Source organism: Oscillospiraceae bacterium NTUH-002-81 (genome assembly GCA_032620915.1).
GTDB lineage: Bacteria > Bacillota > Clostridia > Lachnospirales > Lachnospiraceae > JAGTTR01.
This window is the reverse complement of sequence record CP136052.1, coordinates 641173-667439: the sequence shown is the minus strand read 5'-3', so window position 1 is coordinate 667439 and position 26267 is coordinate 641173. Positions and strand designations below refer to the sequence as shown.

The 26267-nt window shown below is 52.4% G+C and carries 23 protein-coding genes, 1 tRNA gene and 1 riboswitch; of the genes, 2 read left to right on the top strand and 22 right to left on the bottom strand.

From position 1 onward, the window contains the following. Positions 1–11 precede the first annotated feature (11 nt). The 11 genes from RJD28_03180 to asnS all read right to left on the bottom strand — a co-directional run bounded on the left by RJD28_03180 (position 12) and on the right by asnS (position 11426). Entirely contained in the window at positions 12–701 is a 690-nt protein-coding gene (locus RJD28_03180) for a response regulator transcription factor (GenBank protein WNV58554.1), read from the bottom strand. Then, positions 694–2187 carry a HAMP domain-containing sensor histidine kinase gene (locus RJD28_03175; protein WNV58553.1) on the bottom strand — a complete coding sequence of 498 codons (1494 nt, stop codon included), beginning with the start codon at positions 2185–2187 and terminating at the stop codon, positions 694–696. Before RJD28_03175 ends, RJD28_03180 begins: the two co-directional genes overlap by 8 nt. Positions 2188–2279: 92 nt before the next feature. Then, positions 2280–2660 (bottom strand): nitroreductase family protein, encoded by a 381-nt coding sequence (locus tag RJD28_03170; GenBank protein WNV58552.1) that lies wholly within the window; start codon positions 2658–2660, stop codon positions 2280–2282. Next, entirely contained in the window at positions 2651–2830 is a 180-nt protein-coding gene (locus tag RJD28_03165) for a nitroreductase family protein (GenBank protein ID WNV58551.1), read from the bottom strand. The genes RJD28_03170 and RJD28_03165 overlap by 10 nt, the downstream gene beginning before the upstream one ends. A 126-nt stretch (positions 2831–2956) precedes the next feature. Continuing rightward, positions 2957–4147: a methionine adenosyltransferase gene (gene metK / locus RJD28_03160; protein WNV58550.1), complete on the bottom strand. Its 1191-nt coding sequence runs from the start codon at positions 4145–4147 to the stop codon at positions 2957–2959. 293 nt (positions 4148–4440) lie between these two features. Beyond that, positions 4441–4537: riboswitch (SAM riboswitch) on the bottom strand. A gap of 5 nt (positions 4538–4542) precedes the next feature. After that, on the bottom strand, positions 4543–6396 hold the full coding sequence (locus tag RJD28_03155) for an AAA family ATPase (GenBank protein WNV58549.1): 1854 nt from the start codon (positions 6394–6396) through the stop codon (positions 4543–4545). Next, positions 6393–7544 carry a hypothetical protein gene (locus RJD28_03150; protein WNV58548.1) on the bottom strand — a complete coding sequence of 384 codons (1152 nt, stop codon included), beginning with the start codon at positions 7542–7544 and terminating at the stop codon, positions 6393–6395. The genes RJD28_03155 and RJD28_03150 overlap by 4 nt, the downstream gene beginning before the upstream one ends. After that, positions 7438–7887: a metallophosphoesterase gene (locus RJD28_03145; GenBank protein ID WNV58547.1), complete on the bottom strand. Its 450-nt coding sequence runs from the start codon at positions 7885–7887 to the stop codon at positions 7438–7440. The genes RJD28_03150 and RJD28_03145 overlap by 107 nt, the downstream gene beginning before the upstream one ends. Before the next feature lie 283 nt (positions 7888–8170). After that, on the bottom strand, positions 8171–9298 hold the full coding sequence (locus RJD28_03140) for a HAMP domain-containing sensor histidine kinase (protein ID WNV58546.1): 1128 nt from the start codon (positions 9296–9298) through the stop codon (positions 8171–8173). After that, positions 9288–9986 (bottom strand): VanR-ABDEGLN family response regulator transcription factor, encoded by a 699-nt coding sequence (gene vanR, locus RJD28_03135; protein ID WNV58545.1) that lies wholly within the window; start codon positions 9984–9986, stop codon positions 9288–9290. Before vanR ends, RJD28_03140 begins: the two co-directional genes overlap by 11 nt. Positions 9987–10034: 48 nt before the next feature. Then, positions 10035–11426, bottom strand: a complete 1392-nt coding sequence (gene asnS, locus RJD28_03130; GenBank protein ID WNV58544.1) for an asparagine--tRNA ligase — start codon at positions 11424–11426, stop codon at positions 10035–10037. A gap of 379 nt (positions 11427–11805) precedes the next feature. Between asnS and RJD28_03125 the strand changes: the two genes are divergently transcribed. Together RJD28_03125 and RJD28_03120 are read left to right on the top strand one after the other, a co-directional pair. Next, the gene (locus tag RJD28_03125; protein WNV58543.1) at positions 11806–12348 is read left to right on the top strand and encodes a Uma2 family endonuclease; all 543 of its coding nucleotides are present in this window, start codon (positions 11806–11808) and stop codon (positions 12346–12348) included. Between the two features lie 268 nt (positions 12349–12616). Further along, positions 12617–13111: a QueT transporter family protein gene (locus tag RJD28_03120; GenBank protein ID WNV58542.1), complete on the top strand. Its 495-nt coding sequence runs from the start codon at positions 12617–12619 to the stop codon at positions 13109–13111. Positions 13112–13222: 111 nt separating this feature from the next. On the opposite strand, the gene RJD28_03115 is transcribed toward RJD28_03120, so the two are convergent. From RJD28_03115 to RJD28_03065, 11 genes are all read right to left on the bottom strand, one after another. Further along, positions 13223–13687: a pyridoxamine 5'-phosphate oxidase family protein gene (locus RJD28_03115; protein ID WNV58541.1), complete on the bottom strand. Its 465-nt coding sequence runs from the start codon at positions 13685–13687 to the stop codon at positions 13223–13225. Positions 13688–13771: 84 nt separating this feature from the next. Beyond that, positions 13772–15064, bottom strand: a complete 1293-nt coding sequence (locus tag RJD28_03110) for a UDP-N-acetylglucosamine 1-carboxyvinyltransferase (GenBank protein ID WNV58540.1) — start codon at positions 15062–15064, stop codon at positions 13772–13774. A 166-nt stretch (positions 15065–15230) separates the two neighbouring features. Continuing rightward, positions 15231–17648 (bottom strand): peptidoglycan DD-metalloendopeptidase family protein, encoded by a 2418-nt coding sequence (locus RJD28_03105; protein ID WNV58539.1) that lies wholly within the window; start codon positions 17646–17648, stop codon positions 15231–15233. Between the two features lie 208 nt (positions 17649–17856). Further along, positions 17857–18657: an RNA methyltransferase gene (locus RJD28_03100; protein WNV59548.1), complete on the bottom strand. Its 801-nt coding sequence runs from the start codon at positions 18655–18657 to the stop codon at positions 17857–17859. A 216-nt stretch (positions 18658–18873) separates the two neighbouring features. After that, positions 18874–19848, bottom strand: coding sequence for a 6-phosphofructokinase (gene pfkA / locus RJD28_03095; protein WNV58538.1), 975 nt, complete (start codon positions 19846–19848; stop codon positions 18874–18876). 56 nt (positions 19849–19904) lie between these two features. Beyond that, on the bottom strand, positions 19905–23387 hold the full coding sequence (locus RJD28_03090) for a DNA polymerase III subunit alpha (protein WNV58537.1): 3483 nt from the start codon (positions 23385–23387) through the stop codon (positions 19905–19907). A 148-nt stretch (positions 23388–23535) separates the two neighbouring features. Beyond that, positions 23536–23775 carry a polya polymerase gene (locus RJD28_03085; protein ID WNV58536.1) on the bottom strand — a complete coding sequence of 80 codons (240 nt, stop codon included), beginning with the start codon at positions 23773–23775 and terminating at the stop codon, positions 23536–23538. Between the two features lie 163 nt (positions 23776–23938). Continuing rightward, positions 23939–24316 (bottom strand): RidA family protein, encoded by a 378-nt coding sequence (locus RJD28_03080; protein ID WNV58535.1) that lies wholly within the window; start codon positions 24314–24316, stop codon positions 23939–23941. 164 nt (positions 24317–24480) lie between these two features. Continuing rightward, entirely contained in the window at positions 24481–25317 is an 837-nt protein-coding gene (locus tag RJD28_03075) for a S1-like domain-containing RNA-binding protein (protein WNV58534.1), read from the bottom strand. Between the two features lie 15 nt (positions 25318–25332). Beyond that, positions 25333–26046: a thioesterase gene (locus RJD28_03070; GenBank protein WNV58533.1), complete on the bottom strand. Its 714-nt coding sequence runs from the start codon at positions 26044–26046 to the stop codon at positions 25333–25335. Between the two features lie 145 nt (positions 26047–26191). Next, positions 26192–26263 (bottom strand) — tRNA-Gln (locus tag RJD28_03065). Positions 26264–26267 lie beyond the last annotated feature (4 nt).

The following is a 26267-nucleotide window of genomic DNA, read 5'->3' as shown; positions in this document are numbered from 1 at the left end:
GAGTGGCCGCATCATACCTTAAACCGGTAGCCGACGCCCCAGATCGTCTCGATGTACTGGGGTTTTGCCGTATTGAACTCGATCTTTTCACGGATTTTCTTGATATGCACGGTTACAGTAGCGATGTCGCCGATGGAATCCATGTCCCAGATTTTCTTGAACAGCTCTTCCTTGGTGAATACGTGGTTCGGATTCTGGGCCAGGAAGGTAAGCAGGTCAAACTCCTTGGTGGTGAAGTTCTTTTCCTCGCCGTTGACCCACACCCGGCGGGCGGTCTTGTCGATCTTGATGCCCCGGATCTCGATGATGTCATTTTCCTGGGCGTTGCTGCCGATGAGCCGCTCATACCGGGACAGGTGTGCCTTTACCCGGGCCACCAGCTCACTGGGGCTGAACGGTTTTGTCATATAATCATCCGCGCCAAGACCTAAGCCCCGGATTTTATCAATGTCATCTTTTTTCGCAGAAACCATGATGATGGGCATATTTTTCACTTCCCGCACCCGTTTGCAGATCTCAAAGCCATCCGTGCCGGGAAGCATCAGATCCAGGATCAGCAGATCATAATCCTTCTCCAGCGCCGCTTTCAGGCCGTCATCACCGTTGTTGCAAATAGCTACCTCAAAACCGCTGAGTTCCAGATAGTCCTTCTCCAGATCTGCGATGCTCTCCTCATCCTCTACAATCAAAATTTTACTCATTTGCCGGTACCTCCTGATATTTTCTCAGCACGAAGTACATGGTGGTGCCCTCGCCTTCCCGGCTGTTGGCCCAGATCTTGCCTCCGTGGTCTTCAATAATCTTCTTTACAATGGACAGCCCGATGCCGCTGCCGCCCTTGGACGAGTTGCGGGACGCATCCGCCCGGTAAAAACGGTCGAAAATGTAGGGCACATCCTTCATGGCAATGCCCCTTCCGTCGTCAGACAGCTCCACCTGTATGAAATCGCCCACATCCTTGACTTCAATGCCGATGTGGCCGTTTTCCTTATCCATATATTTTACGGAATTTCCCACGATATTGTCAATGACCCGCTTCAGCTGCTCCGCATCCGCAATGACCATCGTGGCCGGATCCACGTGATTCTGATAAGTAAACGTCATGCCCCGCTCTTCCAGCTCCAGCCCCAGCTCCTCCGCACAGTCGTCAAAATAATCCTTCACGTTGATCTTGCTGAAGGTGTACGGAATCCGGTTCGTGTCGATCTTTGAATAAAAGGTCAGCTCGTTGATGAGCCGGTCCATGTCGTTGGCTTTGTTGTAAATCGTCTTGATGTAGCGATCCATTTTCTCCGGCGTGTCCGCCACGCCGTCCATGATGCCCTCCACGTAGCCTTTTACGGCGGTGATAGGGGTCTTCAGATCGTGGGAAATGTTGCTGATCAGCTCCTTGTTTTCCCGGTCAAACTGAATCTTCTCCTCTGTGGACGCCTTCAGCCGCTGCCGCATTTCCTCGAAATCCGAGCAAAGCTCACTGATCTCGTCCTTTCCCTCGACTTCCAGCCGGAAATCCAGATTGCCCTCCTTGATATTCTGGGTCGCCACCTTCAGCTTGCGCACCGGCGTGATCACACCCCGGTAAATCCAGGCTGTCAGAATACCGCCGGTCATGATCAGGATCAGGAACACCATGAGAATAATGTCAATGGCCAGTGACTGGATCTGCGGAATGGCTTTCTGGGCCGACGTGATCAGGAAAAAGCTGTACTCTTCGCCATCTGTCGTCGTCACATCCACCTGCTTGATCATGGACTGAATATTGCCGCCCAGATAGGTACAGCCGTCCAGATCCGCATCCGCATCCCCGAAATCCGGCAGATATTTCACGATATCCGGCTGATCCATCTGCGGACTGTCATAAATAATGGTATTCCCTTTCCGGACAATGACATAAGAAAGCCGCCGGTTAAGTTCCTCATCCAGCTTCTGAATGGATTCCGCTGTCACCAGCACATCCGGATCTTTCTGCACCTGTGCATTCAACTCCTCATGAATGTTCCTGGTGTAACGCATCATGATCTGGGGGGTGTTGGAAAATGACTCATATGCAGGCAGATCAATGCCAAAATCTTTCTTCATAACCCGCATCTGGTAACGTCCAAAACCCACGGTTACGGCAGTCATCATAAGCATCGGCACAATAGCTATAATCAGAAAGCCTATGATCAGGCGATTTTTCAGTTTCATCTGGCAATCCTTCCTTTACCCTTTGTCTTGCCTTATTATAGCATAGCGGCTTTGCTTCCTCTATAAACTTATGCACATATTTTATGAACTTTTTATAAAACGGCAGCGTCATTCGCCTGGCCTTTGTACAGGTTCCCAAAGCGCTCCCAGTGCACCCGGTCTGCCAGATAACGGTCGTTGGCCGGTTTTTCTTTGGCTGCATAACCAAGTGCCATGATGCCCAGCGGCATCACCCGTTCCGGCAGCGAGAACAAACTTCTCACAGCCGCAACCCGCTCTTCATACGGATAAATGCCCAGCCAGATGCTGCCGATGCCCAGATCTGTTGCCTCCAGCAGCATGTTTTCCATGGCCGCGCTGCAATCCTGCACCCACCATCCCCGGTCTTTGTGGATCTCCCGATCCAGGTTGCCGCACACAACCATACACACCGGCGCGGTTTTTACCGGGAACGCATACTCGCTCACTTCCATGAGCGCTTCTTTTTCTTCTTCGGATCCGCAAACAGCACAAATTCCCATTCGGCGCTGCCGCCTGCGCTGGGTGCCGCCATTCCGGCCCGGAGAATTTTCTCAAGCGCTTCCTCCGGGATCGGCTGATCCAGAAATTTACGGATACTTCTTCGTTTTAAAATTGCGTCCATACAATGCCCTCCTTTTTTAGGTAATCATATGAAAAAATCGCCTGCATGGCAAAAGCCCGCAGGATTTCCCGTCTCCGGTCCTCCCCGCCGCTTCCTGCATGCAAGCGATTACTCGTTTTTCTTATATTATGCCAGATATTTCTTTAACTCGTCAACCTTATCCAGCTTCTCCCACGGAAGATCCAGATCGTTGCGTCCAAAGTGACCGTATGCTGCGGTCTGCTTGTAGATCGGACGTCTCAGGTCAAGCATCTTGATGATACCTGCCGGGCGAAGATCGAACATGCTGCGGATGATCTTCACCAGCTCATCGTCAGCCAGCTTGCCGGTGCCGTAGGTGTCTACCATAACGGAAGTAGGCTGTGCCACACCGATGGCGTAGGACAGCTGGATCTCGCACTTGTCAGCCAGACCTGCTGCAACGATATTTTTTGCCACATAACGGGCTGCGTAAGCTGCGGAACGGTCAACCTTGGTGCAGTCCTTACCGGAGAATGCGCCGCCGCCGTGTCTGCCGTATCCACCATAGGTGTCTACAATGATCTTACGGCCGGTCAGACCGCTGTCGCCGTGAGGGCCGCCGATGACGAAACGTCCTGTCGGGTTGATGAAGAACTTGGTGTTCTCGTCTACCATATCCTGCGGCAGGATCTCATCGAATACATATTTCTTGATATCTGCGTGAATCTGCTCCTGGGTCACATTCTCGTCGTGCTGGGTAGACAGAACAACCGCATCCAGACGGCTGGGCTTGCCGTTTTCATCGTACTCTACCGTTACCTGGGTCTTGCCATCCGGGCGAAGGTAGCTGAGGGTGCCGTTCTTGCGCACCAGGGTCAGCTGTCTTGCCAGCTTGTGTGCCAGTGCGATGGGGTAAGGCATGTACTCCTCGGTCTCATTGGTGGCATAACCGAACATCATACCCTGGTCGCCAGCGCCGATGGCCTCGATCTCGCTGTCGCTCATCTTGTTCTCTTTCGCTTCCAGTGCTTTGTCAACACCCATAGCAATATCGGTGGACTGCTTGTCCAGCGCAGTGATCACGCCGCAGGTATCTGCATCGAAACCGAATTTTGCTCTTGTGTAGCCGATCTCACGGATCGTATCACGAACGATCTTCTGAATATCGATGCTTGCCTTTGTGGTGATCTCACCCATAACCATCACCAGACCGGTGGTTGTGCATGTCTCGCATGCCACACGGCTCATGGGATCCTGCTCCATTAATGCGTCCAGAATTGCGTCAGAAATCTGATCGCAGATTTTATCGGGATGTCCTTCTGTTACTGACTCAGATGTAAATAATCTTCTCTCCATTCCTTTTCCTCCTTCTTATCTTCCGTTATACTCCTGATTGCGCGCCTAACTGCTCACTATGGGCAACGCCAGGCTATTCGAGCTCCTGTTGCTTGCTCGTTACGAGCAGCGCTAGGCTCGAATCCGCTTCGCTTCTTCTCGCTTCTGCGGCTGTCGCCGCATGTCCAGAATCACAAGCACACTGTCTGGTATGCGAGCATCCCATCCAGCATGCTTGCATTCTGTCCGCGCTGCTCGTAGCTCGCAAAAAAATAAGCCCGCATACCGGCGGACTCGATCTCGATAATCAAATCCCCTTATTGTTCGATTACTCGCTCAGGCTGGCACCTTCCATACCGGGGTTGCCGTGACTTCACAGATCCTATGTATCTCCATCACTCTGAATAAAGGAATAATTACTGCAATATTGAATTGTCATATCTCATATCGGTATGACTATACACCGCCGCCCGGTTTTCGTCAAGCATTATTTTGTGATATGACAATTTTTCCCCGATAAGCAACAATTCTTCCCGATTCTGTCCAGTAAAAATGAGCACCTGTCGGCCGCATCCGGCCAGATATTCCAGTAGCTGGGACAGACGCACATCATCCCAGGTGAGGAAGGCATCGTCAAAAACAAGTGGCATCGGTTCCTCTTCCAGCAGCTGTGCTGCCGACAGACGGACCGCCATCCGGATCTGATCTGCGGTTCCGGTGCTGAGCTGTTCCGGCTGATAGATGCGGACACCGTCTGTCACCGTCAGGGAACCATTTCTTGTTCCCGTATTGACCTGAATGCCGAAATATCGTCCACCGGTGATGGCCCGAAGGATCTCCGACGCCTGATCCGTCAGACGGTCTGCCCAGTTGCCGGACAGTTCCGCAGACACCTTGCGGATCCTGTCCCGGGCATCCTCCGCTGCCAACGCCTCCAGCCAGGCCTGCTGCTCCCGGGGCAGCGCCCGATCCAGTTCTCCCAGCTCTTCCAGGCAGTTCTGTCGTTCCTGCCCGGCGTCCAGAAGCTCCTCCTGCAGCTGTGCAATTCTTGCAGAAAGCTCCTGCAAGCCTGTGGTGAGAGATTCCGTCCGATCGCCGGCAGCCATAGACATTCCTGTATTGTCTGGTCTCTCCCCTTCAAACAGTGGAGATTTTTCCTGAAAGTTTCCACTGTTTGAAGGCCTTACCAGATACTTTTCATCCTGCCATCTGTCATTCTGGTTTCTGCCCGCCCGCCATTTATTCACTGCAAATATAATCAGTGAAATAGCGCCTGCAATAATACCTGTCACCGCCAGCGGCAGCTGTCCCTTCCAGAAAAAGAACCCTGCTCCTGCGAAAAATACCAGTGATGCCAACAAAAACAACCACACCCAGCCAGATGTACGTCTTTCCTTTTGCCCTGTGACCTTTCGCTCTTCCCGGGTGTCATGCTCTGCTTTCTGTTTCCTCATATCAGAAGAAGTTCCCGTAACCGATTCTCCGTTGGGTACCTTCCGCTGATATTGCCGTTCCTTCCATGTCCAATCCGCAGACGCAGCATTCTCTTGCGAATGCCACCCGTTCTGCTGCTCCTGCTGTTTCTGCGCCAACTCCCGGCGCTGTGCTTCCATCTGTGCGATTTTCTCCTGTAACAGGCTCTCCCGCTGTTCCACGTAACGGATCTGGCTGTTCAGCTCCTGCTCCCGCTGGTGCCGCTCTTTTTCCAGCCGCCTGCCGTTGGCCCGCGCTGCCCGGCTGCGCTCTTCCAGAAGCTTCACCGCCGTTTCCACATCCGTCTGCTCTTCCTGCACCGTTTCCATATTTAATAAGTAGTTTTCCAGTGATTTCCACAGGTCTGCGGACAGCTCTGTCTGCTGCCTGCTGCTGACCACGTTTTCATAGAGGCCCTCACCTAAGCCCCCCAGCAGCATCTGTAGGTCACCCATGGACACATCCAGCACTTCCCCGTCATCCGTGCAGAACAGTTCCACCTTTTCCTGCCGGTCTGCAAACACCCGATGCAGCCGGAAATTCCGCCCCTGACAGGAAAAACAGAGGCTTCCCTCAGCCTGGGTCTGATTCCAGGGGATCAGTCGATGGTAATCGTCCCTGACCGCATTCCTTCCTCTGCCGCGACGCATCCCGTAAAGCATACAGCGAAGGAAGGAAGCCGCCGTGGACTTCCCCGCTTCGTTGCCGCCGGTGATCAGGTTGATGCCCGGAGACAGTGCGATCTTCTTTTCATGCAGGCAGCCAAAATCCCTGCAGTCCAGTTCCCCTATGATCATATTTCTCCTCCCCGGGCCGTCAGCAGCGCTTCCAGCCCATAGGTACGGCTCAGCTGTTCCGCAGGAGACAGCTCCCGACCTTCATATTCCGCCAGAAAACGGCCGATCAGCTGCCCCTGATACTGCTGGGAAAGGGCTTCCCAGTCCCAGGCCGGGCGGGTATAATCTGTCACATCCGCCACATTTTCCAGTGCCAGCAGGCGATCCACGTTCGGTTCCCACTGGGGATCCCGCTCTCCGGTCAATACGATACGGTACAGATAACCCGAAGCCACCTGCACTTCTCGATCCATTCCCCGGTATCTCTGACTATCCGGCTTCTGCCCGACATAGCCCCCTGCATGCTGCTCTGCATGGATCGGATCCACGGAAAGTAGCCTCTCCTGATCCTGCTGACTGATCGTTGCCTTACCCCCAGTCAAGCGTCTGACCCGATCCTCCAGTTCCAGCCCGGTGGTGGACGCGGTCACCGGAATCTCCACTGACACGTAAGTTCTGCGGGCCACGGGTACAAATTCCACTCGGGTACGATGGTCCCCCGTGCGTGGGTCTATAAAAATCTCGCCCCGGATAAATCCATGCATTCCCACGTCGTTGACCTCTAAAGGCTCCAGCGCCCCCGCGTAAGCCATACAGCTATCCACGAATGCCGCTCCTGTTGTATGCCGCAGATTCTCTGATATTCCAAGTTCACTATACCCTTCTGACCGCATCGTCAGATTACCGGACATCTCAGTGACATTTTCTGCACGCACTCCTGCCTTCATCATCCTGTCACCGGCCATCCCGGCGGCACTTTCTGCACGCGTTCCCGGCGGCATTGTCCTGTTACCAGTCATACTTGTGGAGGCAGACACACCATCGACACCAACAGGCATCAGCTTTCCGCCCCGCCAGATGGCCGGGCGGTGAATATGTCCCATGGCCACATAGTCAAATCCGCCAGACGCGATTTTTCCGTAATCCATGGGAATATGGGACGCATCCCCGCCGTGAGCCATGAGCACATGCACTCCTTCTTTTTCCAGTGGACACACCCGATCATACAGCGCCTCCCGGTACTCCCTTTTCTGATAACTGTGACCGTACACTGTCAGATGGCGGATCCCGCTGCGCCGTGCCGTCTCCTGGGACAGCTCCAGGCTCACCGCTGATAACTTCTCCTGCGAAAAAAAGAACACATTGGGGCTCCAGGAAAACCGCCGGTAAGCGCTTCCCCTCCCCGGCAAAATCATGATTGCCCGCCATAAGGAACACCCGGGTATCCGGGATGAGCGAAAAAAGGTAATCCACTTCCTTCAGCTCCCGTTTTAATGGCTGCCGGTGGAACAGATCGCCGCACACAAACAGACAATCCGGCTGTTCCCGGACTGCCAGGTGGATCATATCCCGAAAAGTGTCCCATATATCCTGTCGGCGCTGCTCACTGTAGGGGCGCCCCCGATCCGGCACCGCCCCCAGATGCACATCCGCAATGTGATAAAATTTCATACCGCGCTCCTCTGCCTGCTGCCGCAGGCTGTTCGTTCGTTGATCGTGCAATTCCCTGCATACCCAAACTCACGAACCCGCGCTCACGCGCTTTACTGTCTGCTGCCGCAGACCGTTCGTTCGTTGATCGTGCAAGAAAAGTAAATGCCGTCTTCGACGGCGCTTCCTTTTCTTTTTCACTCATCATATCATAAAGTCGCCAGAATTTCAAACAAACGTTCGATTTCCGACGACTTTTATTTTCATATAAATATGCGAATGGCGCTCGTGAACTATAATTCTTTTATAATTCTTCCCCGGGCAGCTTCACCTCGAAGCGGATGCCCTCCGAACAGTTTTCCGCGTGGATTTCCCCGCCATGGGCGGTGACAATCTGCTTGGCAATAGCAAGCCCCAGCCCGGCACCTCCGGTTTCGCTGGAACGCGCACTGTCCATGCGGATGAATTTTTCAAAAATCATGGTCAACTGTTTCTCCGGGATGGCAGGCCCCTGATTGACAAAATCAATATACACCCACTGCTGCTGCGACCAGGCACTGATCCGGATGCACGTATCCGGGTAGCTGTAATTGATGGCGTTGCGCAGCAGGTTGTCAAATACCCGGGCCAGCTTGTCCGCATCGCCTGTGACCGTCAGATCCTCGTGGATGTCCACCTCACAGCGCAGGCCCTTTTCCGCCAGCACCGCATAAGCCTCATCCGCGATCTGTTCCAGCATCATGGACACGTTGACCGGATTCTGCTCCAGCACCATATCCTCCAGACTGAAACGGGTGATCTCGAAAAACTCATCCATCAGTTCTTTCAGCCGCACCGCCTTTTCCAGCGAAATATGGGTACATTTTTTGCGCTCCTCCGGCGGCATATTTTCCGACTCATCCAGAATGCTCAGGTACGCAATGATGGACGTCAGCGGCGTTTTCAGATCGTGGGCCAGATACATGAGCAGATCATTTTTCTTCTGCTCGCTCTCCGCGGCCTCCTCTTCCCGCTGCCGGAGCTTGCGTTTGATGCTGTTCATATGCACCTCCAGCGGCTGCAACTCCCGTATGAGATGAATGGGTTCTGTGGAATCGCTGAGGATATTTTCCACGCCCGCGCCGATCTGGTCGATGTATTTCGTCAGACCGTTGAGGGTCAGATAAAAAATCGCAATGAACAGGATGAAAAAGCCGATGACCACGATGAGCAGCTTGTTTTGCTGGAAGATCAGCTGATAAATGCGGATCGCCGTTGGCTCGGATACATGCAGAAAACCCAGCGCCCGCACAAATGCATCGATGAATCCATCCTGCAAAATGCCGTCCACGAAAAACACCAGAATGAACGCGCCCACAAAAATGGTCAGGATCGTGACTTCCATTGTGCGCAGAATGATGGTCCGTTTCAGCGTGCGATAGCTATTTTTCAATCTTATACCCCACTCCCCACACGGTCTTGATGAAATCACTTCTGCCGGTGGTGTCGCTCATTTTCTCCCGCAGATGCCGGATATGCACCATCACCGTATTGTTGCTGTTTTTAAAATATCTTTCGCCCCATACCTGCTCAAAAAGACGCTCAGAGCTGATGACCTGGCCCCGATTTTCACAGAGGATCCACAAGATGTTGAACTCAATGGGCGTCAGTGTCAGTTCTTTTTCATTATAAATGCACTGATGGGTGTCCTTGTTCAGCAAAAGCCCGGCAAAATCGATCACATTGTCCGACTGCCGCCGCTCCTCGCTGTTGTACTGGGTAAACCGACGCAGCTGCGCTTTTACTCGGGCAACCAGCTCCAACGGATTGAAGGGCTTGGCAATATAATCGTCCGCCCCCAGCGTCAGACCGGTGATCTTGTCCAGATACTCGGATTTTGCCGTCAGCATGATCACCGGAAACTTGTACGTTTCACGGATCTTCTGGAGAATGGTGAAACCGTCAATGTCCGGGAGCATCACGTCGAGAATGGCCAGATCCGGTTCTTCTTTTTCCAGAAAAGCCAGCGTATCCTTTCCATTATAAAACTTGTGCACCTCGTAGTCTTCGTTTTTCAGATACAGCTCCACCACATCTGCAATTTCCTTCTCATCATCTACGATGACAATTTTCTCTGCCATGCGCCCTCCTTTCTCACCATTCTCCCCGTTATTTCCTTAGTTTTGGTATTACAGCTCGCAGTTATTGACTGTTCTCGGGAACGGGATCACGTCTCTGATGTTGCCCATGCCGGTCAGATACATGACGCAGCGCTCGAAGCCCAGGCCAAAACCGGAGTGACGCACGGAACCGTATTTCCGCAGATCCAGATAGAAATCATAATCCTCTTCCTTCAGACCCAGCTCCTCCATGCGGGCTTTCAGCTTGCCGTAATCGTCCTCACGCTGGCTGCCGCCGATGATCTCGCCGATGCCCGGCACCAGCAGATCCATAGCTGCCACTGTCTTGTTGTCCTCGTTCATCTTCATATAGAAGGCCTTGATCTCCTTCGGATAATCGGTGACAAATACCGGGCGCTTGTAAATCTTCTCGGTCAGGTAGCGCTCATGCTCGGTCTGCAGGTCACATCCCCAGAATACTTTATACTCAAACTCATCGTTGTGCTGCATGAGAATGTCCACAGCCTCGGTGTAGGTCACATGGCCGAACTCGGAATTCACCACTGTGTTCAGGCGCTCCAGCAGGCCCTTGTCCACAAACTGGTTAAAGAACTGCATTTCCTCCGGCGCATGCTCCATCACATAGCGGATCACGTATTTCAGCATGGATTCCGCCACGATCATGTTGTCCTTCAGGTCGGCAAATGCCAGCTCGGGCTCGATCATCCAGAACTCAGCCGCATGACGGGTGGTGTTGGAATTCTCTGCGCGGAAAGTCGGGCCAAATGTATACACATTGCGGAATGCGCAGGCAAACGTCTCCACGTTCAGCTGGCCGCTGACCGTCAGGTTCGTCTCTTTTCCAAAGAAATCCTGGCTGTAGTCCACCTTGCCGTCCTTGGTCTTCGGCACGTTGTTCAGATCCAGCGTCGTCACCTGGAACATCTCGCCTGCACCCTCGCAGTCACTGCCCGTGATCAGGGGAGTGTGCACGTAAACAAAATCTCTCTCCTGGAAAAATTTGTGGATCGCATAGGCGATGATGGAACGCACGCGGAAAACAGCCTGGAACGTATTTGTTCTCGGGCGGAGATGGCTGATGGTTCTCAGGTACTCAAAGCTGTGGCGCTTCTTCTGCAGCGGATAATCCGGTGTGGACATGCCTTCGATCTCCACCGTGTCTGCCTGGATCTCAAAAGGCTGCTTGGCCTGGGGCGTTGCCACCAGCGTACCGGTGACGATGATCGCGCTTCCCACGTTCAGCTTGGAAACCTGCGCAAAATTGTCCATGGTGTCATGGTATACAATCTGCAGTGGCTCAAAAAAGCTTCCGTCAGACAGGACGATAAATCCAAATGCCTTGGAATCACGGATGCTTCGGATCCATCCGCCCACCTGAATCTGCTTTCCGATATATTCTTCTTTGTTTCTGTAAATCTCTCTTACGGTAATCAGTTCCATTTTCTTTCTCCCTGTTTATAAATTCTCTTCTCGCTCCCGGAAATCCCGGAAGCTTCCCTTTTTCCCTTGCCTCCGGCAGAACCGAAGTGTCACCCCTGATTATAGCGCAGGAAACGCCAGTTTGCAACTTTCTTAGAGAGGGATTTATAAAGATAGCAAATGCTATTTTTATATGATAGGAAAATTCGTCCTACCATATAAAACGCTCCGCGAGGGTGCGCACTCGGCGCCATGAGTAGATGGTTGCTGAAGCAACCGCGCCTCGGCGCGAGAATGTGCCAAGGCACATTCTTTATTTCACGTTATTTGTTTTTTATGTTATACTATGTACAGAGCAGACAAATACAAATATCTTAACCTTCAGAAAGGATGTGTTTTTATGCCATTCCTGCAACGAGAAGATTACACCACGGAAGATATTTACGCATTGCCGGAAGGAACCCGCGCGGAACTCATTGACGGGCAGATTTACTATATGGCACCGCCCTCACGAATACACCAACGAATTTCCACACGGCTGGCCAGTTTGATTGATCATTATATTGACAGCCATCACGGCACCTGCCAGGTTTATGCTGCCCCATTTGCCGTATTTCTGAATGAGGACGACAGAAATTACGTGGAGCCGGATATATCCGTCATCTGTGACACATCCAAACTCACTGATAAGGGCTGCAGCGGTGCGCCTGACTGGATCATTGAAATTGTATCCCCCGGCAGCAAACGCATGGATTATTTCACAAAACTGTTCAAATACCGCACGGCTGGCGTCCGGGAATACTGGATTGTTGATCCTGCCAAAAATCTGATCCTGGTTTATAACTTCGATGCCAGCGATTCCGAGCAATATACCTTCGCAGATACCGTCAAGGCCGGTATCTATGAAGATCTGTACATTGATTTCAGCAGTTTTGAAATATAGGTTTATTTCCCGGCTCGGACAAATTTCGGACAAACCTTGATTTTTGTTTTGTACCATGTTATACTATCGCCTGTTACAAAGCCCACAAAAACAAGGTCTTATCGGGCTTTCGCCGATTCCCGGCGTAGGTCATATACCGGTGGTATATGCCTCCGCGGCATTCGTCAGATATCCATGCAAGCATGGCTGCCTGACTCATTGCTGTGCGAAAATGAATCGAGTGTTCGTGACCTTCCACTCGTAAAACAAAACTAAAGGAGAACTGAATATGAAAGAGAACAAGGTTTTATTCATGAACCAGGCAGCCATGATCGCTGCCATCTACGTGGTGCTCACCATTGTAGGCGCAAGCGTAAGCTTCGGCCCGGTGCAGCTTCGATTTGCAGAAGCGCTGACGATCCTGCCTTATTTTACACCGGCAGCGATCCCCGGCCTGTTTATCGGATGCCTGATCGCCAACACGCTGGGCGGTGCGATCTTACCGGATATTGTGTTCGGCAGTATCGCCACGCTGATCGGTGCCTATGGTTCCTGGTATGTGCGTAAGCACCCCATTCTGGTGCCGCTTCCGCCGATCATTGCCAACACGCTGATCGTTCCGTTTGTACTGAAATACGGCTACGGCGAGCCTTTGAGCATTCCTTTTATGATGCTGACTGTTGGCGCCGGAGAAGTGCTCGGCTGTGGGATCCTGGGATATATTGTTCTGAAGCTGCTGAACGGTTATAAAGATGTGATCTTCCGCGGCGCTTCACAGGCGTAATTTATCGCAAAAGATAGGACGCAATTTTCTATCATAAAATAAAGGACTTCTGTCAGGAATGCCACTCATGGCACCTCGACGGAAGTCCTCTTATTTTTTTTATAATAATCCTTATCTTCGTTTTCCCGTCATCTGCTCTACAACGAGACGAAATACCTTCGTTTTTGGCATAGCCGCCCGTCCAAAAGGGAAATCCTCCTGATGATAGTGTCGCATGAGAATGGCCAGCGCTTCTTCTTTTTCTTCCTCCGGCACCAGTTCCAGTCTGCCGCGGCCGATGACGCTCTCATACTTCATGGTACAGCTCATTTTCTCATCATTCATGAACAGCTCATGGGAGCAGTCCATCTCGAAGCTGGCCCGGGGATCTTTCTCCATGAGTTCATATTTCTTACCTTCCATGGCACCGTGAAAATAGAGGGTCAGCTGCCCGTCCACGTCTTTTTCACCAAAATTCAACGGCAAAATATAAGGATATCCTTCTTCGTCATTCAGCGCCAGGCGGCACACATCGCAGCGGGATATCACATCCAGCAGCTCTGCCCGGTCTTTGATCTCTCTGTCACTTCTTCTCATCGTTTTTTCCTTTCTTCTTTATTTGTAAACAAATCAGCCGCTGCATGTTCAATTTCTCTGCAGCGGCTTTGTTTTTTTCTTTTATCAACCGACTTTTAAACGGAATTTCTGGATTTCTTTTTCACTGGATACTTTTTCCATCATGGCGCCGAGGCTACTTAATTTTTCCTCAAAGCTCTCATAACCGCGCTCGATGTACTCGATATCATCCACGATGGTGATGCCTTCCGCTGCCAGTCCAGCGATGACCAGTGCTGCGCCTGCACGCAGATCCGGTGCGCTGACATGGGCCCCAGTGTATTTGCTCACACCATTGATGATGGCGGTGTTGCCCTCTACCTTGATGTTGGCGCCCATGCGTGAAAGCTCGTCCACATATTTAAAACGATTTTCGAAAATGCTCTCCGTCACGATACTGGTTCCCTCGGACAGTGCCAGTGCCACCGCGATCTGCGGCTGCATGTCTGTAGGGAAGCCCGGGTAAGGCAGCGTCTTCACGTGGGTATGGTGCAGTCCCTTGGAGGATACGACACGTACCGCATCGTCAAACTCTTCTACCTCACAGCCAATCTCGATAAGCTTCGCTGTGGTTGCTTCCAGATGCTTGGGGATGACATTTTTTACCATCACATCGCCCTGGGTTGCCGCTGCCGCAAACATGAAGGTACCGGCCTCGATCTGATCGGGGATGATGGAATACTCCGTCTGATGGAGCTTTGGCACACCCTGGATACGGATCACATCGGTGCCTGCGCCCTTGATGTTGGCGCCCATGCTGTTCAGGAAGTTGGCCACATCTACCACGTGGGGCTCTTTGGCTGCATTTTCCAGAATGGTGTTGCCTGCTGCCAGGGAAGCGGCCATCATGATATTGATGGTAGCGCCCACAGAAACAACGTCCAGATAAATATGGCTGCCGTGCAGGTTCTGTGCCTCTGCAATAACAAAGCCATGCTCGATCTTCACGTCTGCGCCCAGTGCCCGGAATCCTTTCAGATGCTGGTCAATGGGACGGCTGCCGATGTTGCATCCGCCCGGAAGCGGCACCTCGGCCTTCTTGTATTTACCAAGCAGAGCGCCCAGCAGATAATAGGAAGCTCTGATCTTCTTGATGTATTCATTGTCCACGTTCAGCGCGTCAATGGCGGAGCCGTTGATCTCCACAGTGTGGCGATCCTTGCGGTCTACCCGCGCACCAATGCCTTCGATGGCCTGAAGCAGGACGTTGGTATCTCTTACATCCGGTATATTTTCAACCAATACGGTCTCATCTGTCATAATTGCTGCTGCCAGAATGGCAAGTGCGGCATTCTTGGCACCGCCGATCTCTACTTCGCCGACCAGGGGGTTGCCGCCTTTAATTACGTATTGTTCCATATCACACCTCGAACTCTGTTGTTGCATATTCTATCATAAACCCGCGCAGGCATGGGAAACACCTGCTATGTCATTTTTTTAACTTATTTATGTTCCCTATATTATACCACATCATCACCATTTGTAAATACTGGTGCGCGCCATTCGCAAAATCGCGCTGCACTGGTTAGTTCAAATACTTGAGTGGATTGACCTGGGAGCCGTTGACCAGTATTTCAAAATGGATATGCGGTCCGGTACTTCTTCCCGTATTGCCGCTGAGAGCGATCTTGTCTCCCTGCTTGACGGATTTTCCGGACGAAACAAGGATTTTGCTCAAATGTGCATAACGGGTCTGTTTGCCGTCGGGATGACGGATGGTGATGCAATAGCCGTAGCCGTTGGACCAGCCAGCACTGACAACGGTGCCGCCGCAGGATGCCTTTACTGCGGTTCCCACAGAGCATGCCCAGTCTACACCTTTGTGCATTCTGCCCCAGCGTTTTCCAAATCCGGAGCTGTAACGGCCGCCGGAAATGGGCTTGATATAGGTAGGCGGTGCCTGGGTACCACGCTCAATGATCTTGGGCTTTGCCTCTGTCACAATGGTCTGGGCAATGATTTCCCGCCCGGTCTCATTTCCATTTTTGTATGTCACAAGAGCAGTGACCTTCCGATGTCCCGTAGAAGCTTCCTGGGTCACCACTTCCTTGGTGGTGTACCAGCTGTCGTTGTCCACGTACTGCACCGGCTCTTCGTAGTCTTCCTCATAGGAAACTTCTTCCTGGGTTACCACAGAGAGCTCCGGCTCGGGCGTGGTGACGGTGATCTCGTCGCCGATCTGCAGCACGGTGTCCTCGTCCAGGTCAGGATTGATCTCCAGCAACTTTGCCACCGTCATGTCATTTTTCTCTGCCACAACGGAAAGACAGTCGCCGGAAGTCACCTCGTAGGTCTGGTTCTCTTCTTTTTCTTTTGTCACATCTTCAATGGCCTGCTCCAGCGTGGAAATGCTGTCCGCAGACACATAAGACTCCGCGATCTCGATATTTTCCACAAATGCCAGGTTTTTCAGGCCGTCGCCTTCCCCAGTGGATTCGGGAAGATTTTCCGTATCAGCAGCGGCTTCTTCCTCTGCACCGGCATCTTCTCCCTCTCCCGCAGCTGCCAGTAATTCCTGCGCCTGGCCGTCATCTGCCGATGCCACACCGGCAATATCGGAACTTTCCTCGGTTTTCACAATCTGGGTTGTGAGGCTGGTCAGTTCCTTGGAAGTGTCGGCCACCAGCTGTACGGAATACTGATTATCCGTATCGTAAGGGCTCTTCACCGCATCCAGCAGCTCCACCACTTCGTTTTTATCCTGAAGGTTTACAATATAATCGTTGATTTTCACCGTGTAGGCTTTGTCCACCGTGCCCACAATGGTATCTTCCAGCGCCTGCTTCATGTTGTTCTGCAGGTCTTCTTCCTTGGAGGGAAGCTTCACCAGCGTCTCCACCTTGCGGATGTCACAGTCCGCCTCCATGAGCACCATGAAGTCCGCGTTGGAAACCACCTCTCTGCGCACCTGCAGGTAGGTGTCACGGCCAGTACTGGGATCTTCCACCTTACCCACCAGCGTGTTGTTGACGTACACCGCATACAGTTCTCTTCCGCCGATGATGCCCAGCGCGTGCAGGCCAAACCCGCCGCCGCCCAGTACCACCACTGCCAGAGATGCCGCGATCACTGCCGGTTTCCAGTTCTTTCTGCGCCTTCTGTGTTTTCTGGAAGAGGATGTGCGTTTGCCGGAAGACTTTTTCTTTTTCCCGGTGGCAGATTTGGAGCTGACGGATTTCAACTGCCCGGACTTTTTCCTGTCGGTCTTTCCTGTGCCAGACTTATCACTGACAGATTTTCTGCCGGACTTGGCGGACGCCTTTTTCTTCTTCACAGGGGCTGCTTCTGCTGCTGTGTCTTCTGTTATCTCTGCCTCGTCAAAATCAGCCATATCCTCTGTCTGATAGGGTATGGTATCAGCCTTCTTCTCTTCCATCCGGCTGGATCTTTTCGCTGCCTTCGTCCTGGATGCCCGGACAGCTTCCTGCACGGCATCCGTATCCATCATGGCCGTTTGCTGCTTGCTGATCTCCTCGGACTGTACCACTGCTTTTCTGGGCCGCCGGGGGATGTCCTCATCCTCTTCTTCGGTCTGCTGCGTTGCTGCATATCGCGGCTCTGTAAAAATTCTGCCTGCTGTCTGTTCCTGACGAGATCCTGTAAAGATTCCGTCTGCTGCCTGCTCCTGACGAGATTCCTCCAGGGTTTCATCTGCTGCCCGCTTCTGCCGCTTTCCAGCAGACGCAAAAACAGCTCCGGAAGCTTTCCCGCTCCCGAAGTCCTCGTGATTTTCGTTTTCTTCTATATTATTATGTGTATTTGCATCAAATTCTTCTGTCAGTTCTTCCCTGCTGTCCGTCTGCTCATCTGCAAAAATAAAATCCGGCAGATCCCGCTCGAAGGCTTCCATCTCCTCGTAGTACTTGCGGCGGGCCTCCCGACGCGCCTCGATCTCCTCCTGGGAGCGAACCTGTCTGCCTGAATTGTTACTTTTTCTTTTCATAAACACACCCGGTCGTAATATATTTGTAATAATTATACTAGCAGTTCTCCTATCATTTGTAAAGTTTTTTCTTTACAAAACTCTGCTCGTTTCTTCCGAACACGATTGCCAACCTGGTCGCAGCAAAAATGAACACCGGCAGCTCTGTCACAAACAACCTTATTCAAGCATCCAAAAGTGGTCAGAAAATCGAACGTGATAATACCTGCTACCCCTGTCTTCTCTGTCGGAATGCCTCGTACATGAGCAACGCGGACGCCACACCCGCATTGAGGGATTCCACCTGGCCCTCCATGGGAATGCGAATGTACTGATCAGCCAGCGCCGCCGTCTCCTCCGTCAGGCCGTTTCCCTCGTTTCCGATGAGAAAAGCACAGCCTCTGTGATAATCCGGCTCATCATAGGCACAGCTGCCCTGCAAATGGGCCGCAAATACCGGGATCCCGGCTTTTTTCAGCTTTGCGATCCCCGCTGCCAGATCTTCGGTATAACAAAAAGGCACACGGTACACGGAACCCATGGTGGAGCGGATAGTCTTGGGATTGTAGATGTCCACACAGCCCCGGTTCATGAGCACACCGGAGATCCCGGCGCCCTCGCCCGCCCGCAGAATGGTGCCCAGATTGCCGGGATCCTGCAGATTTTCCAGCACCATGACGCAGGGAGATGGTTTCTGTAAAAGATCGTCCAGTCCGTAGCGGTACTGCCGCACAAGACAGAGGACACCCTGGGGCGTCTTGGTATCCGACAAAGCAGCAAACACCCGGTCTGACACCAGCTCCAGCCGGTCTTTTCCACACTGGGCCAGTTTTTCTTCCAATACCCGAGCGTGTGCCTCATTCTGAGAAAAGCTTTCGGAGGCATAAATTTTCTCGATCCGGTCCGCCGGGGCCTCCCGAAACATGCGGATGCCCTCCGTCACAAACAGGCCGCTCTCCCGTCTCGCTTTTCCCTTCGTATTGATCTGAATAATTTCTTTTACCTGACTGTTGGATGTACTCGTTATCATCGTCATTTCCTATTCTCTCTCTTTATCACGTTTCACAGCTGGTCATCGTGTTTTACAACAAACACCATTTTCCGCTCTGCCGTCAATGATCGATCTTATTTTCAGCAAAAGGGGCAGTTCCCGTCTCTCGCCCATGAAACTGCCCTTTACGCTTCCTATTATTTATCTACATATACAGATTACCCGAATTGCTCCGTGCTGCGCACTCCCGTAATCTTACACCGACAGGGTTCTGCTGACCTCGAACTCGTAAGCCGAGATGTCCTTCTTCATGGCCAGCGCCTCATCAATATCATAATCCACAAATGCACCGTTCTTGTATGCCACCACGCGGTTACTCTTGCCTTCACACAAAAGATCCACCGCATAAGCGCCCATCATGGATGCGTATACCCGGTCTCTGCAGGTGGGGCTGCCGCCGCGCTGCATGTGGCCCAGGATCGTTGCTCTCGTCTCCACACCTGTGGCTGCCTCGATGCGTTTCGCCATACTGGCGGAGTGGCCGATACCCTCTGCGTTGACGATGATATGATGCTTCTTGCCTTTTTTCCGGTTGTTGATGATATTGTCAATGAGCTTCTGCTCATCGTAATCGTATCGCTCGGGAAGGAGAATATCCTCCGCGCCGTTGGCAATGCCGCACCAGAGCGCCAGATATCCGGCATTTCTTCCCATAACCTCGATGATGCTGCACCGCTCATGGGAGGTGGAGGTGTCGCGCACCTTGTCAATGGCCTCCATGGCCGTATTCACTGCCGTGTCAAATCCAATGGTATAATCGGTGCAGGCGATGTCCAGGTCAATGGTTCCCGGAATGCCCACCGTATTGATGCCCAGAGCGGCCAGCTTCTGTGCGCCCCTGAAAGATCCGTCTCCGCCGATAACGATAAGCCCGTCGATACCGTGCTTCCTGCAGATCTCTGCGCCTTCCTTCTGCCCCTCCGGGGTAACAAATTCCTTACATCTTGCGGTATAAAGAACGGTTCCGCCCCGCTGGATGATATCGGAAACCGATGTCACATCCATATCCACAATCTCCTCATTGAGAAGACCATTATAGCCCTTCTTAATGCCTTTCACCTTCCGGCCACTGATAATCGCCCGGCGAACCACTGCCCGAATGGCAGCATTCATCCCCGGCGCATCTCCGCCGCTGGTCAGGACACCTATTGTATGGATTTCCTTTGCCATAACTCTTCCTCCTGTCCCTGTTTATCTGTACCCAATACTCCTAATCCCATCTTATTTTAAAGCATCCGCCCTGTATTTTCAATGCCTTTCTCCACAAGTTTCACATTCTCTCTGCCAAAAATTGACACCAGCTGTTCGATGAGCCCATCATCCGCAGACACGCTGTCAGAAGGCGGCAGACGCTTCATGGCTTTTGGATTCTCCACGTAAATCACCACACTGTCCTGCCCGTCGGACTGGCGCAGAATGGGCATCAGTTCAGCTGCCTTTTCCTGATAGGCTGCCGGATCCGGGAACTTGATCCAAAGCTCTTTTCTGGCCTCGTCAAAGGGCACGATTTTCTCGCAGATGAGCTTGCTGGCCTTCTCCTCCTCGCCGGACACCCGTCCCACCACAAAAATCTTGGCATCCTCCGTGAGCAGCGGGGCGTTTTTCTCATAATCCCGGGGAAAAACGATGACCTCCACCGTTCCCACCAGATCCTCGATGGTGAGAAATGCCATCACCTGGTTGTTTTTCGTATATTTGATCGTTTTTTCCGCGAGCATGCCGCCAATGACCGCCCGGGCGCCGTCGTGTACCTTGGCCGCATGTACCTCGTCGTCCCACTGGAAATCCGCCGTCACCGCCGTGATGCTCTTTCTCCAGCGCTCCTCATATTTTTCCAGCGGATGGCCGCTGACATAAATGCCCAGCACTTCTTTTTCAAAAGCAAGCATCGTTTCCTTATCATACTCGCCCACGTTGGGCATGGGAATGTCGAAATCCTTTTTCTCCTCTTCCCCCACAAAATCAAACAGGCTCATCTGGCCGGTCATGGAATATTTTTTCTCCTGATTGACCTGATCCATGATCTGCACGTACACCATCATCAGCTGCCGTCTTGTACCGCCCATGTTGTCCAGGGCGCCGGCTTTGATGAAGTTTTCGATGGTACGCTTGTTGACCTCCTTGCTGGTCAGACGGCTGATGAAATCCTTCAGATCCTTGTAGGGACCGTTTTCCTGGCGTTCCTTTACCAGCGCTGCAATGACCGGGCGGCCGATGCTCTTGATGGCCGTCAGACCGTAGCGGATGTTCTGCCCGGAAACGGAAAAACCGCCCTCGCCCTCGTTGATGTCCGGGGGCAGGATCTGAATACCCATCTGCCGGCAGGTCAGAATATATTCGGAAACTTTTCCCGGGTTATCAATGACCGACGTCATGAGCGCCGCCATAAATTCCACCGGATAGTAGTATTTTAACCAGGCTGTCTGATAAGATACCACCGCATAGGCCGCCGCATGGGATTTGTTGAAGGCATATTTTGCGAAATCGATCATTTCGTCGTAAATCTTGTTGGCCACCTGCTCGGAAATGCCTCGGGCGATACAGCCGGGCACCCCCTCCTCCGGGTTGCCGTACACGAAATTGCGGCGCTCCTTTTCCATGACAGCCGCTTTTTTCTTGGACATGGCACGGCGCACCAGATCGCTTCGGCCCAGCGTATACCCGGCCAGCTTCTGCACGATCTGCATGACCTGCTCCTGGTAAACGATACAGCCGTAGGTGGGTTTCAGGATGGATTCCAGCTCCGGGCAGTCGTAGGTGATCGTCTCGGGATGATTTTTGCCCCGGATGTACTGGGGGATGAAATCCATGGGGCCCGGACGGTACAGGGAAATGCCGGCGATGATGTCCTCCAGGCTCTGGGGCTTCAACTCCTTCATGAAGTTTTTCATGCCCGTACTTTCCAGCTGGAACACGCCGTCGGTCTTGCCGGTGCCCAGGGAATCCAGTACCGCTTTATCGTCAAAATCAATGTGATCGATGTCGATGTGTTTTCCACTGCTTTTCTCCGCCATGCGCACCGCGTTCTGGATCACCGTCAGGGTGCGAAGGCCCAGGAAATCCATTTTCAAAAGGCCCAGTTCTTCCAGCGTCGTCATGGTAAACTGGGTGGTGATGGAACCGTCGGATGCCCGGGACAGGGGCACGTAATCGTCCACTTCCTTCTGGCTGATGACCACGCCCGCCGCATGCATGGACGTGTGCCGGGGCAGCCCCTCCAGCCGCTTGGACATGTCGATGAGGTTCTTCACCCGCTCGTCAGTCTGGTATATCTTGCGCAGCTCGGGATTTTCCACCAGCGCCTTGTCTATGGTGATGTTCAGCTCGTTGGGCACCATTTTTGCAATGGAATCCACGAAGGAATAGGGCAGATCCATGACTCGGCCCACGTCCCGGATGACACCCTTGGCCGCCAGCGTACCGAAGGTGACGATCTGCACCACCCGGTCTTTGCCGTATTTGCGCACCACATAGTCGATGACCTCCTGCCGCCGTTCGAAGCAGAAATCCACGTCAATATCTGGCATGGACACCCGCTCCGGATTCAGGAAACGCTCAAACAGCAGCTGATACCGCACCGGATCAATGTTCGTGATGCCCAGGGCATAGGAAACGATGCTGCCTGCCGCCGATCCACGGCCTGGGCCCACCATGATGTCCTGGCTTCTGGCATAATTGATGAAATCCCATACAATCAGGAAATAATCCACGTAACCCATTTTCTGGATGATGGACAACTCGTAGTCCAGCTGTTTGCGCAAGGTTCCGTCGTCGTCCGGGTAACGCCTTGCAAATCCCTCATCACACAGTTTATTCAGGTATTCCCAGGACGTATACCCGTCGGGCACGTCGTACCGGGGCAACTTCGTCACGCCGAACTCGATCTCCACATGACAGCGCTCTGCAATCTTATGAGTATTGGCAATGGCCTCTTTGGCATAGGGGAACAGCCGCTCCATCTCCTCCGGGGATTTCAGGTAATACTGACCGCCCTCGTAGCGCATCCGGTCCTCGTCCGCCAGCTTCTTGCCCGTCTGCAGGCAGAGCAGAATGTCGTGGGGCACCGCATCCTCCTCGTAGGTGTAGTGCACATCGTTGGTCACCACCAGCGGAATGCCCGTCTCCTGGCTCATGCGCAGCAGCTGCTGGTTCACCGTCTGCTGCTGGGGAATGCCGTGATCCTGCAGCTCCAGGAAGTAATTGTTTTCCCCGAAAATATCCCGGTACTCCAGCGCCCGCTTCTTCGCCTCATCGTATAAATTTTTCTGAATGTAACGGGGCACCTCTCCGGCCAGGCAGGCGCTCAAAGCGATGATACCCTCGTGGTATTTTTTCAAAAGCTCCTTGTCCACCCTCGGACGGTAATAATAGCCCTCCACGAAGCCCTTGGACACAATTTTCATCAGGTTGGCATAGCCTGTGTTGTTCTCCGCCAGCAGCACCAGATGATAATACCGGTCCTCACCGCCGCCAACCTCACGGTCAAACCGGGAATTGGGCGCCACATACACCTCACAGCCCAGGATCGGATTGATGCCCGCCTCCCTGGCCGCCCGGTAAAAATCAATGACGCCGAACATGACGCCATGGTCGGTGATGGCACAGCTGTCCATGCCCAGCTCCTTTACCCGCTGAATGCACTCTTTGATCTTATTCGAACCGTCCAGCAGGCTGTACTCCGTGTGGACATGCAGATGTGTAAATTCCATGGCGATCCTCCCTGTTTTTTCTGTCGTATTTTATAGTATAACATCTTTTTGTATGTGAAAAAAGGTCTGATGCAAAAAGAAAAGTCCCCGTCCGGCATTCTCTGCCAGCGGAGACTTCTCTCATCTCATTTCTATTTCTGTCAAACGATTAGTTACCGCTCATCATGAAGTCGATCAGCTTCTCTACGTCGCCCTCATCATAAGCTTTCAGCTCCAGCTCCGGAATGTACGCCTGATTGGAAAAAATATTTGCCAGGGAAACATACTGGCATAATTTGGATTTCAGGTTTAATACATCGCCCTCACTGGTGATCAGCTCTACTTTGCCCTTGCAGCTGTCAATTACTTTAAAAAATCCGTCTACGTTTGTAATGTTCTGAATCTTCATACCCAATTCCTCCTCATAATCTTCTGTACTCTTCTCATTTCTTGCTTTTCGCCTTGATTATAGCATGGAACTGTTAAAAATCAAACGATTTTTGATGTTTTTTTGAAGTTTGTGAAAAACAGCAGAAAAGCCCCGAAAAAACGGGGCTTTTGGGGATTCTTTTCTATTTTTCCGCAATGGCTTCGATTTCGATGAGCACATCTTTGGGCAATCTTGCCACTTCTACACAGGATCTTGCCGGGAAAACGCCCTGGAAGTATCTGGCATAGATCTCATTGATCTTTCCAAAGTCGTCCATGTTCTTGATAAATACGGTGGTTTTCACGGTTTTCTCTGTGGAAGTGCCTGCTGCCTTCAGAAGCTCTGTCAGGTTGGCAAATGCCTGCTCTGCCTGTGCCTCCACACCGGAAGGGATCTCCCCTGTGGCCGGAACCACCGGGATCACGCCGGAGGTGAAGATCAGATTGCCGATCTCAATGGCCTGGGAATAGGGGCCGATGGCTGCCGGTGCCTTGTCTGTGCTGATTGCTTTTTTTGTCATAACGATGATTCTCCTTTCACATTCTGTAACCATTCTTCTATTATGATATCTGGTATTCGCTGCTGCCACGTCTCATCCTGTCCGTATGTGAACCGATGCAGACCACTTTCGTCACGGATATTATTGTCCATCCCGGACAAATTTGCGTTGTCTGAAATCGGTTCTCATTTCACTTTCATAATTCGATTCTCGGTGATGACGATCTTCTTCTCCTTCAGAAGCCGTCCCACCGCCCGCTTGAAGGCATTTTTGCTCAAACCAAATTCCCGGTCGATGACCTCCGGGGATACTTTGTCATTAAAAGGCAGGACACCCTCGAACTCGTTGATCACCTGCATGACCAGCTCTGCATCCTTGTCCATCTGTAAGTAGCTTTTCTCCCGGATACTTAAGTTCAGCTTGCCGTCTTCCTTCACCTCTGTGACCCGGGCCTCCACCTCTTTGCCCACCGGCAGCTCGCCGAAGCACTCCCTTCTGGGGATCAGGGCAGAGTAGCAGTTGTCCACAGCCACGAACACACCGAACTCCTTGCTCGTCTCATAGATAGTGCCTTTTACATGATCGTCCTTCTTGTAAGGCGAATCCGTCCGCAGATAAGGATACACGTTCATGGTGGCACACAGCCGCTCACTCTTGTCGATGTAGAGCGCCACTAGGCATGTCTCGCCCTTGCGCACCCGTCTCGTCTGCTCCCGGAAGGGCAGGAACAGATCCTTCTCCAGGCCCCAGTCCAGGAATGCACCGATCTTGCCGATCTCGGCAACGGTCAGCTCCGCCAGGCCGCCCAGCGTCACCTTGGGTTCTCTGGTGGTGGCAATGAGCCGGTCTCTGGAATCCTTGTAAAGGAACACGTCCAGCGTATCGCCCACCTTCGTTCCCTCCGGCACCTGCTTGCCCGGCAGCAGCACCCGCTCCTCCGGGTTGTCCTCCAGGCCCAGATAAATGCCGAACTCTACTTTTTTAATGACTGTCAGTGTCTGTACTTCTCCTAATTTTAACATGTCTTTCCGTCCTTTCTATGCCTCCTGCGGGGAAAATTCCACCACCGCGTAGGGCTTCTTCTCTTCGTTGCACAGGCCAACGGTGTAGATCCCGTTCTCCTCCTTAGTATAAGGAATGATCACATCCCCCAGTCTGGCGGAAATCTTATATTCCGCCCGCATCTGCCCCACCGTATAATCCGCAGGCAGATAATCCATGGCCATGATCACATACTGGCCGTTGTTTACGTGCTGATTTGTGTCGATCTGGTGCTTCTGCACGACGATCCCCTCCTGGGGCGTCATGTCCTCCGGCATGGGCAGCTTCCGGCTGGCATAATCCATGGGCAGCCTTTCCTCCTTGGTATAGCCCTGCAGCTGCTCCGGCGTGATGCGGATGGGCCGTCCGGTGTTCACATCCATGAAGATCCACAGGGAATTGGCCCAGGCGATCATCTCCCCGGCCGCATCCTTCATGGCGTAATTACGCATGCCGTAAAAACCTTTGAAATCGTAGGCCCAGGTACCTGTCTCAATCTCCTCCAGGAGCTTCGGGAACCGTTTGATGACGATCTGCCAGGAAGAAAGAATCCACGCCTGTCCCTTCGGCCCCATGTATTCGATGCCCAATCCCAGATCTTCTGAATGAAATGTACTGCAATCCTGAAAATAATTGATCAGGCCACCCAGAGAAAGCTTCTGGTCACTGCCCACTTCACTGTAACGCACTCTGCTCTTAAAGCTGTACATCCTGTTCCTTCCTTTCCTTCTCTAGCCATAGCAATAGCAGGAACCCATCCCGCACAGTCCCGGCGCATCTTTCTTTCCCTTGGCCGGTGCTTGTTTAGTAACAACAAAGGCTGCCCCAGGAATCTGAGACAGCCTCTTCTGCAAACTGGGCTACAAGGATTCGAACCTTGAAATGACGGAGTCAGAGTCCGTTGCCTTACCATTTGGCGATAGCCCATCGC

Coding starts and splice junctions, on each gene's coding strand:
- RJD28_03180 (WNV58554.1), bottom strand. CDS start 701: ATGAGTAAAATTTTGATTGTAGAGGATGAGGAGAGCATCGCAGATCTG.
- pfkA (WNV58538.1), bottom strand. CDS start 19,848: ATGGCAAAGGAAATCCATACAATAGGTGTCCTGACCAGCGGCGGAGAT.
- RJD28_03145 (WNV58547.1), bottom strand. CDS start 7,887: ATGAAATTTTATCACATTGCGGATGTGCATCTGGGGGCGGTGCCGGAT.
- RJD28_03120 (WNV58542.1), top strand. CDS start 12,617: ATGAAAGAGAACAAGGTTTTATTCATGAACCAGGCAGCCATGATCGCT.
- RJD28_03110 (WNV58540.1), bottom strand. CDS start 15,064: ATGGAACAATACGTAATTAAAGGCGGCAACCCCCTGGTCGGCGAAGTA.
- RJD28_03075 (WNV58534.1), bottom strand. CDS start 25,317: ATGTTAAAATTAGGAGAAGTACAGACACTGACAGTCATTAAAAAAGTA.
- RJD28_03155 (WNV58549.1), bottom strand. CDS start 6,396: ATGATCATAGGGGAACTGGACTGCAGGGATTTTGGCTGCCTGCATGAA.
- RJD28_03105 (WNV58539.1), bottom strand. CDS start 17,648: ATGAAAAGAAAAAGTAACAATTCAGGCAGACAGGTTCGCTCCCAGGAG.
- RJD28_03170 (WNV58552.1), bottom strand. CDS start 2,660: ATGGAAGTGAGCGAGTATGCGTTCCCGGTAAAAACCGCGCCGGTGTGT.
- RJD28_03085 (WNV58536.1), bottom strand. CDS start 23,775: ATGAAGATTCAGAACATTACAAACGTAGACGGATTTTTTAAAGTAATT.
- metK (WNV58550.1), bottom strand. CDS start 4,147: ATGGAGAGAAGATTATTTACATCTGAGTCAGTAACAGAAGGACATCCC.
- RJD28_03115 (WNV58541.1), bottom strand. CDS start 13,687: ATGAGAAGAAGTGACAGAGAGATCAAAGACCGGGCAGAGCTGCTGGAT.
- RJD28_03080 (WNV58535.1), bottom strand. CDS start 24,316: ATGACAAAAAAAGCAATCAGCACAGACAAGGCACCGGCAGCCATCGGC.
- RJD28_03125 (WNV58543.1), top strand. CDS start 11,806: ATGCCATTCCTGCAACGAGAAGATTACACCACGGAAGATATTTACGCA.
- vanR (WNV58545.1), bottom strand. CDS start 9,986: ATGGCAGAGAAAATTGTCATCGTAGATGATGAGAAGGAAATTGCAGAT.
- RJD28_03070 (WNV58533.1), bottom strand. CDS start 26,046: ATGTACAGCTTTAAGAGCAGAGTGCGTTACAGTGAAGTGGGCAGTGAC.
- RJD28_03165 (WNV58551.1), bottom strand. CDS start 2,830: ATGGACGCAATTTTAAAACGAAGAAGTATCCGTAAATTTCTGGATCAG.
- RJD28_03175 (WNV58553.1), bottom strand. CDS start 2,187: ATGAAACTGAAAAATCGCCTGATCATAGGCTTTCTGATTATAGCTATT.
- asnS (WNV58544.1), bottom strand. CDS start 11,426: ATGGAACTGATTACCGTAAGAGAGATTTACAGAAACAAAGAAGAATAT.
- RJD28_03090 (WNV58537.1), bottom strand. CDS start 23,387: ATGGAATTTACACATCTGCATGTCCACACGGAGTACAGCCTGCTGGAC.
- RJD28_03100 (WNV59548.1), bottom strand. CDS start 18,657: ATGATAACGAGTACATCCAACAGTCAGGTAAAAGAAATTATTCAGATC.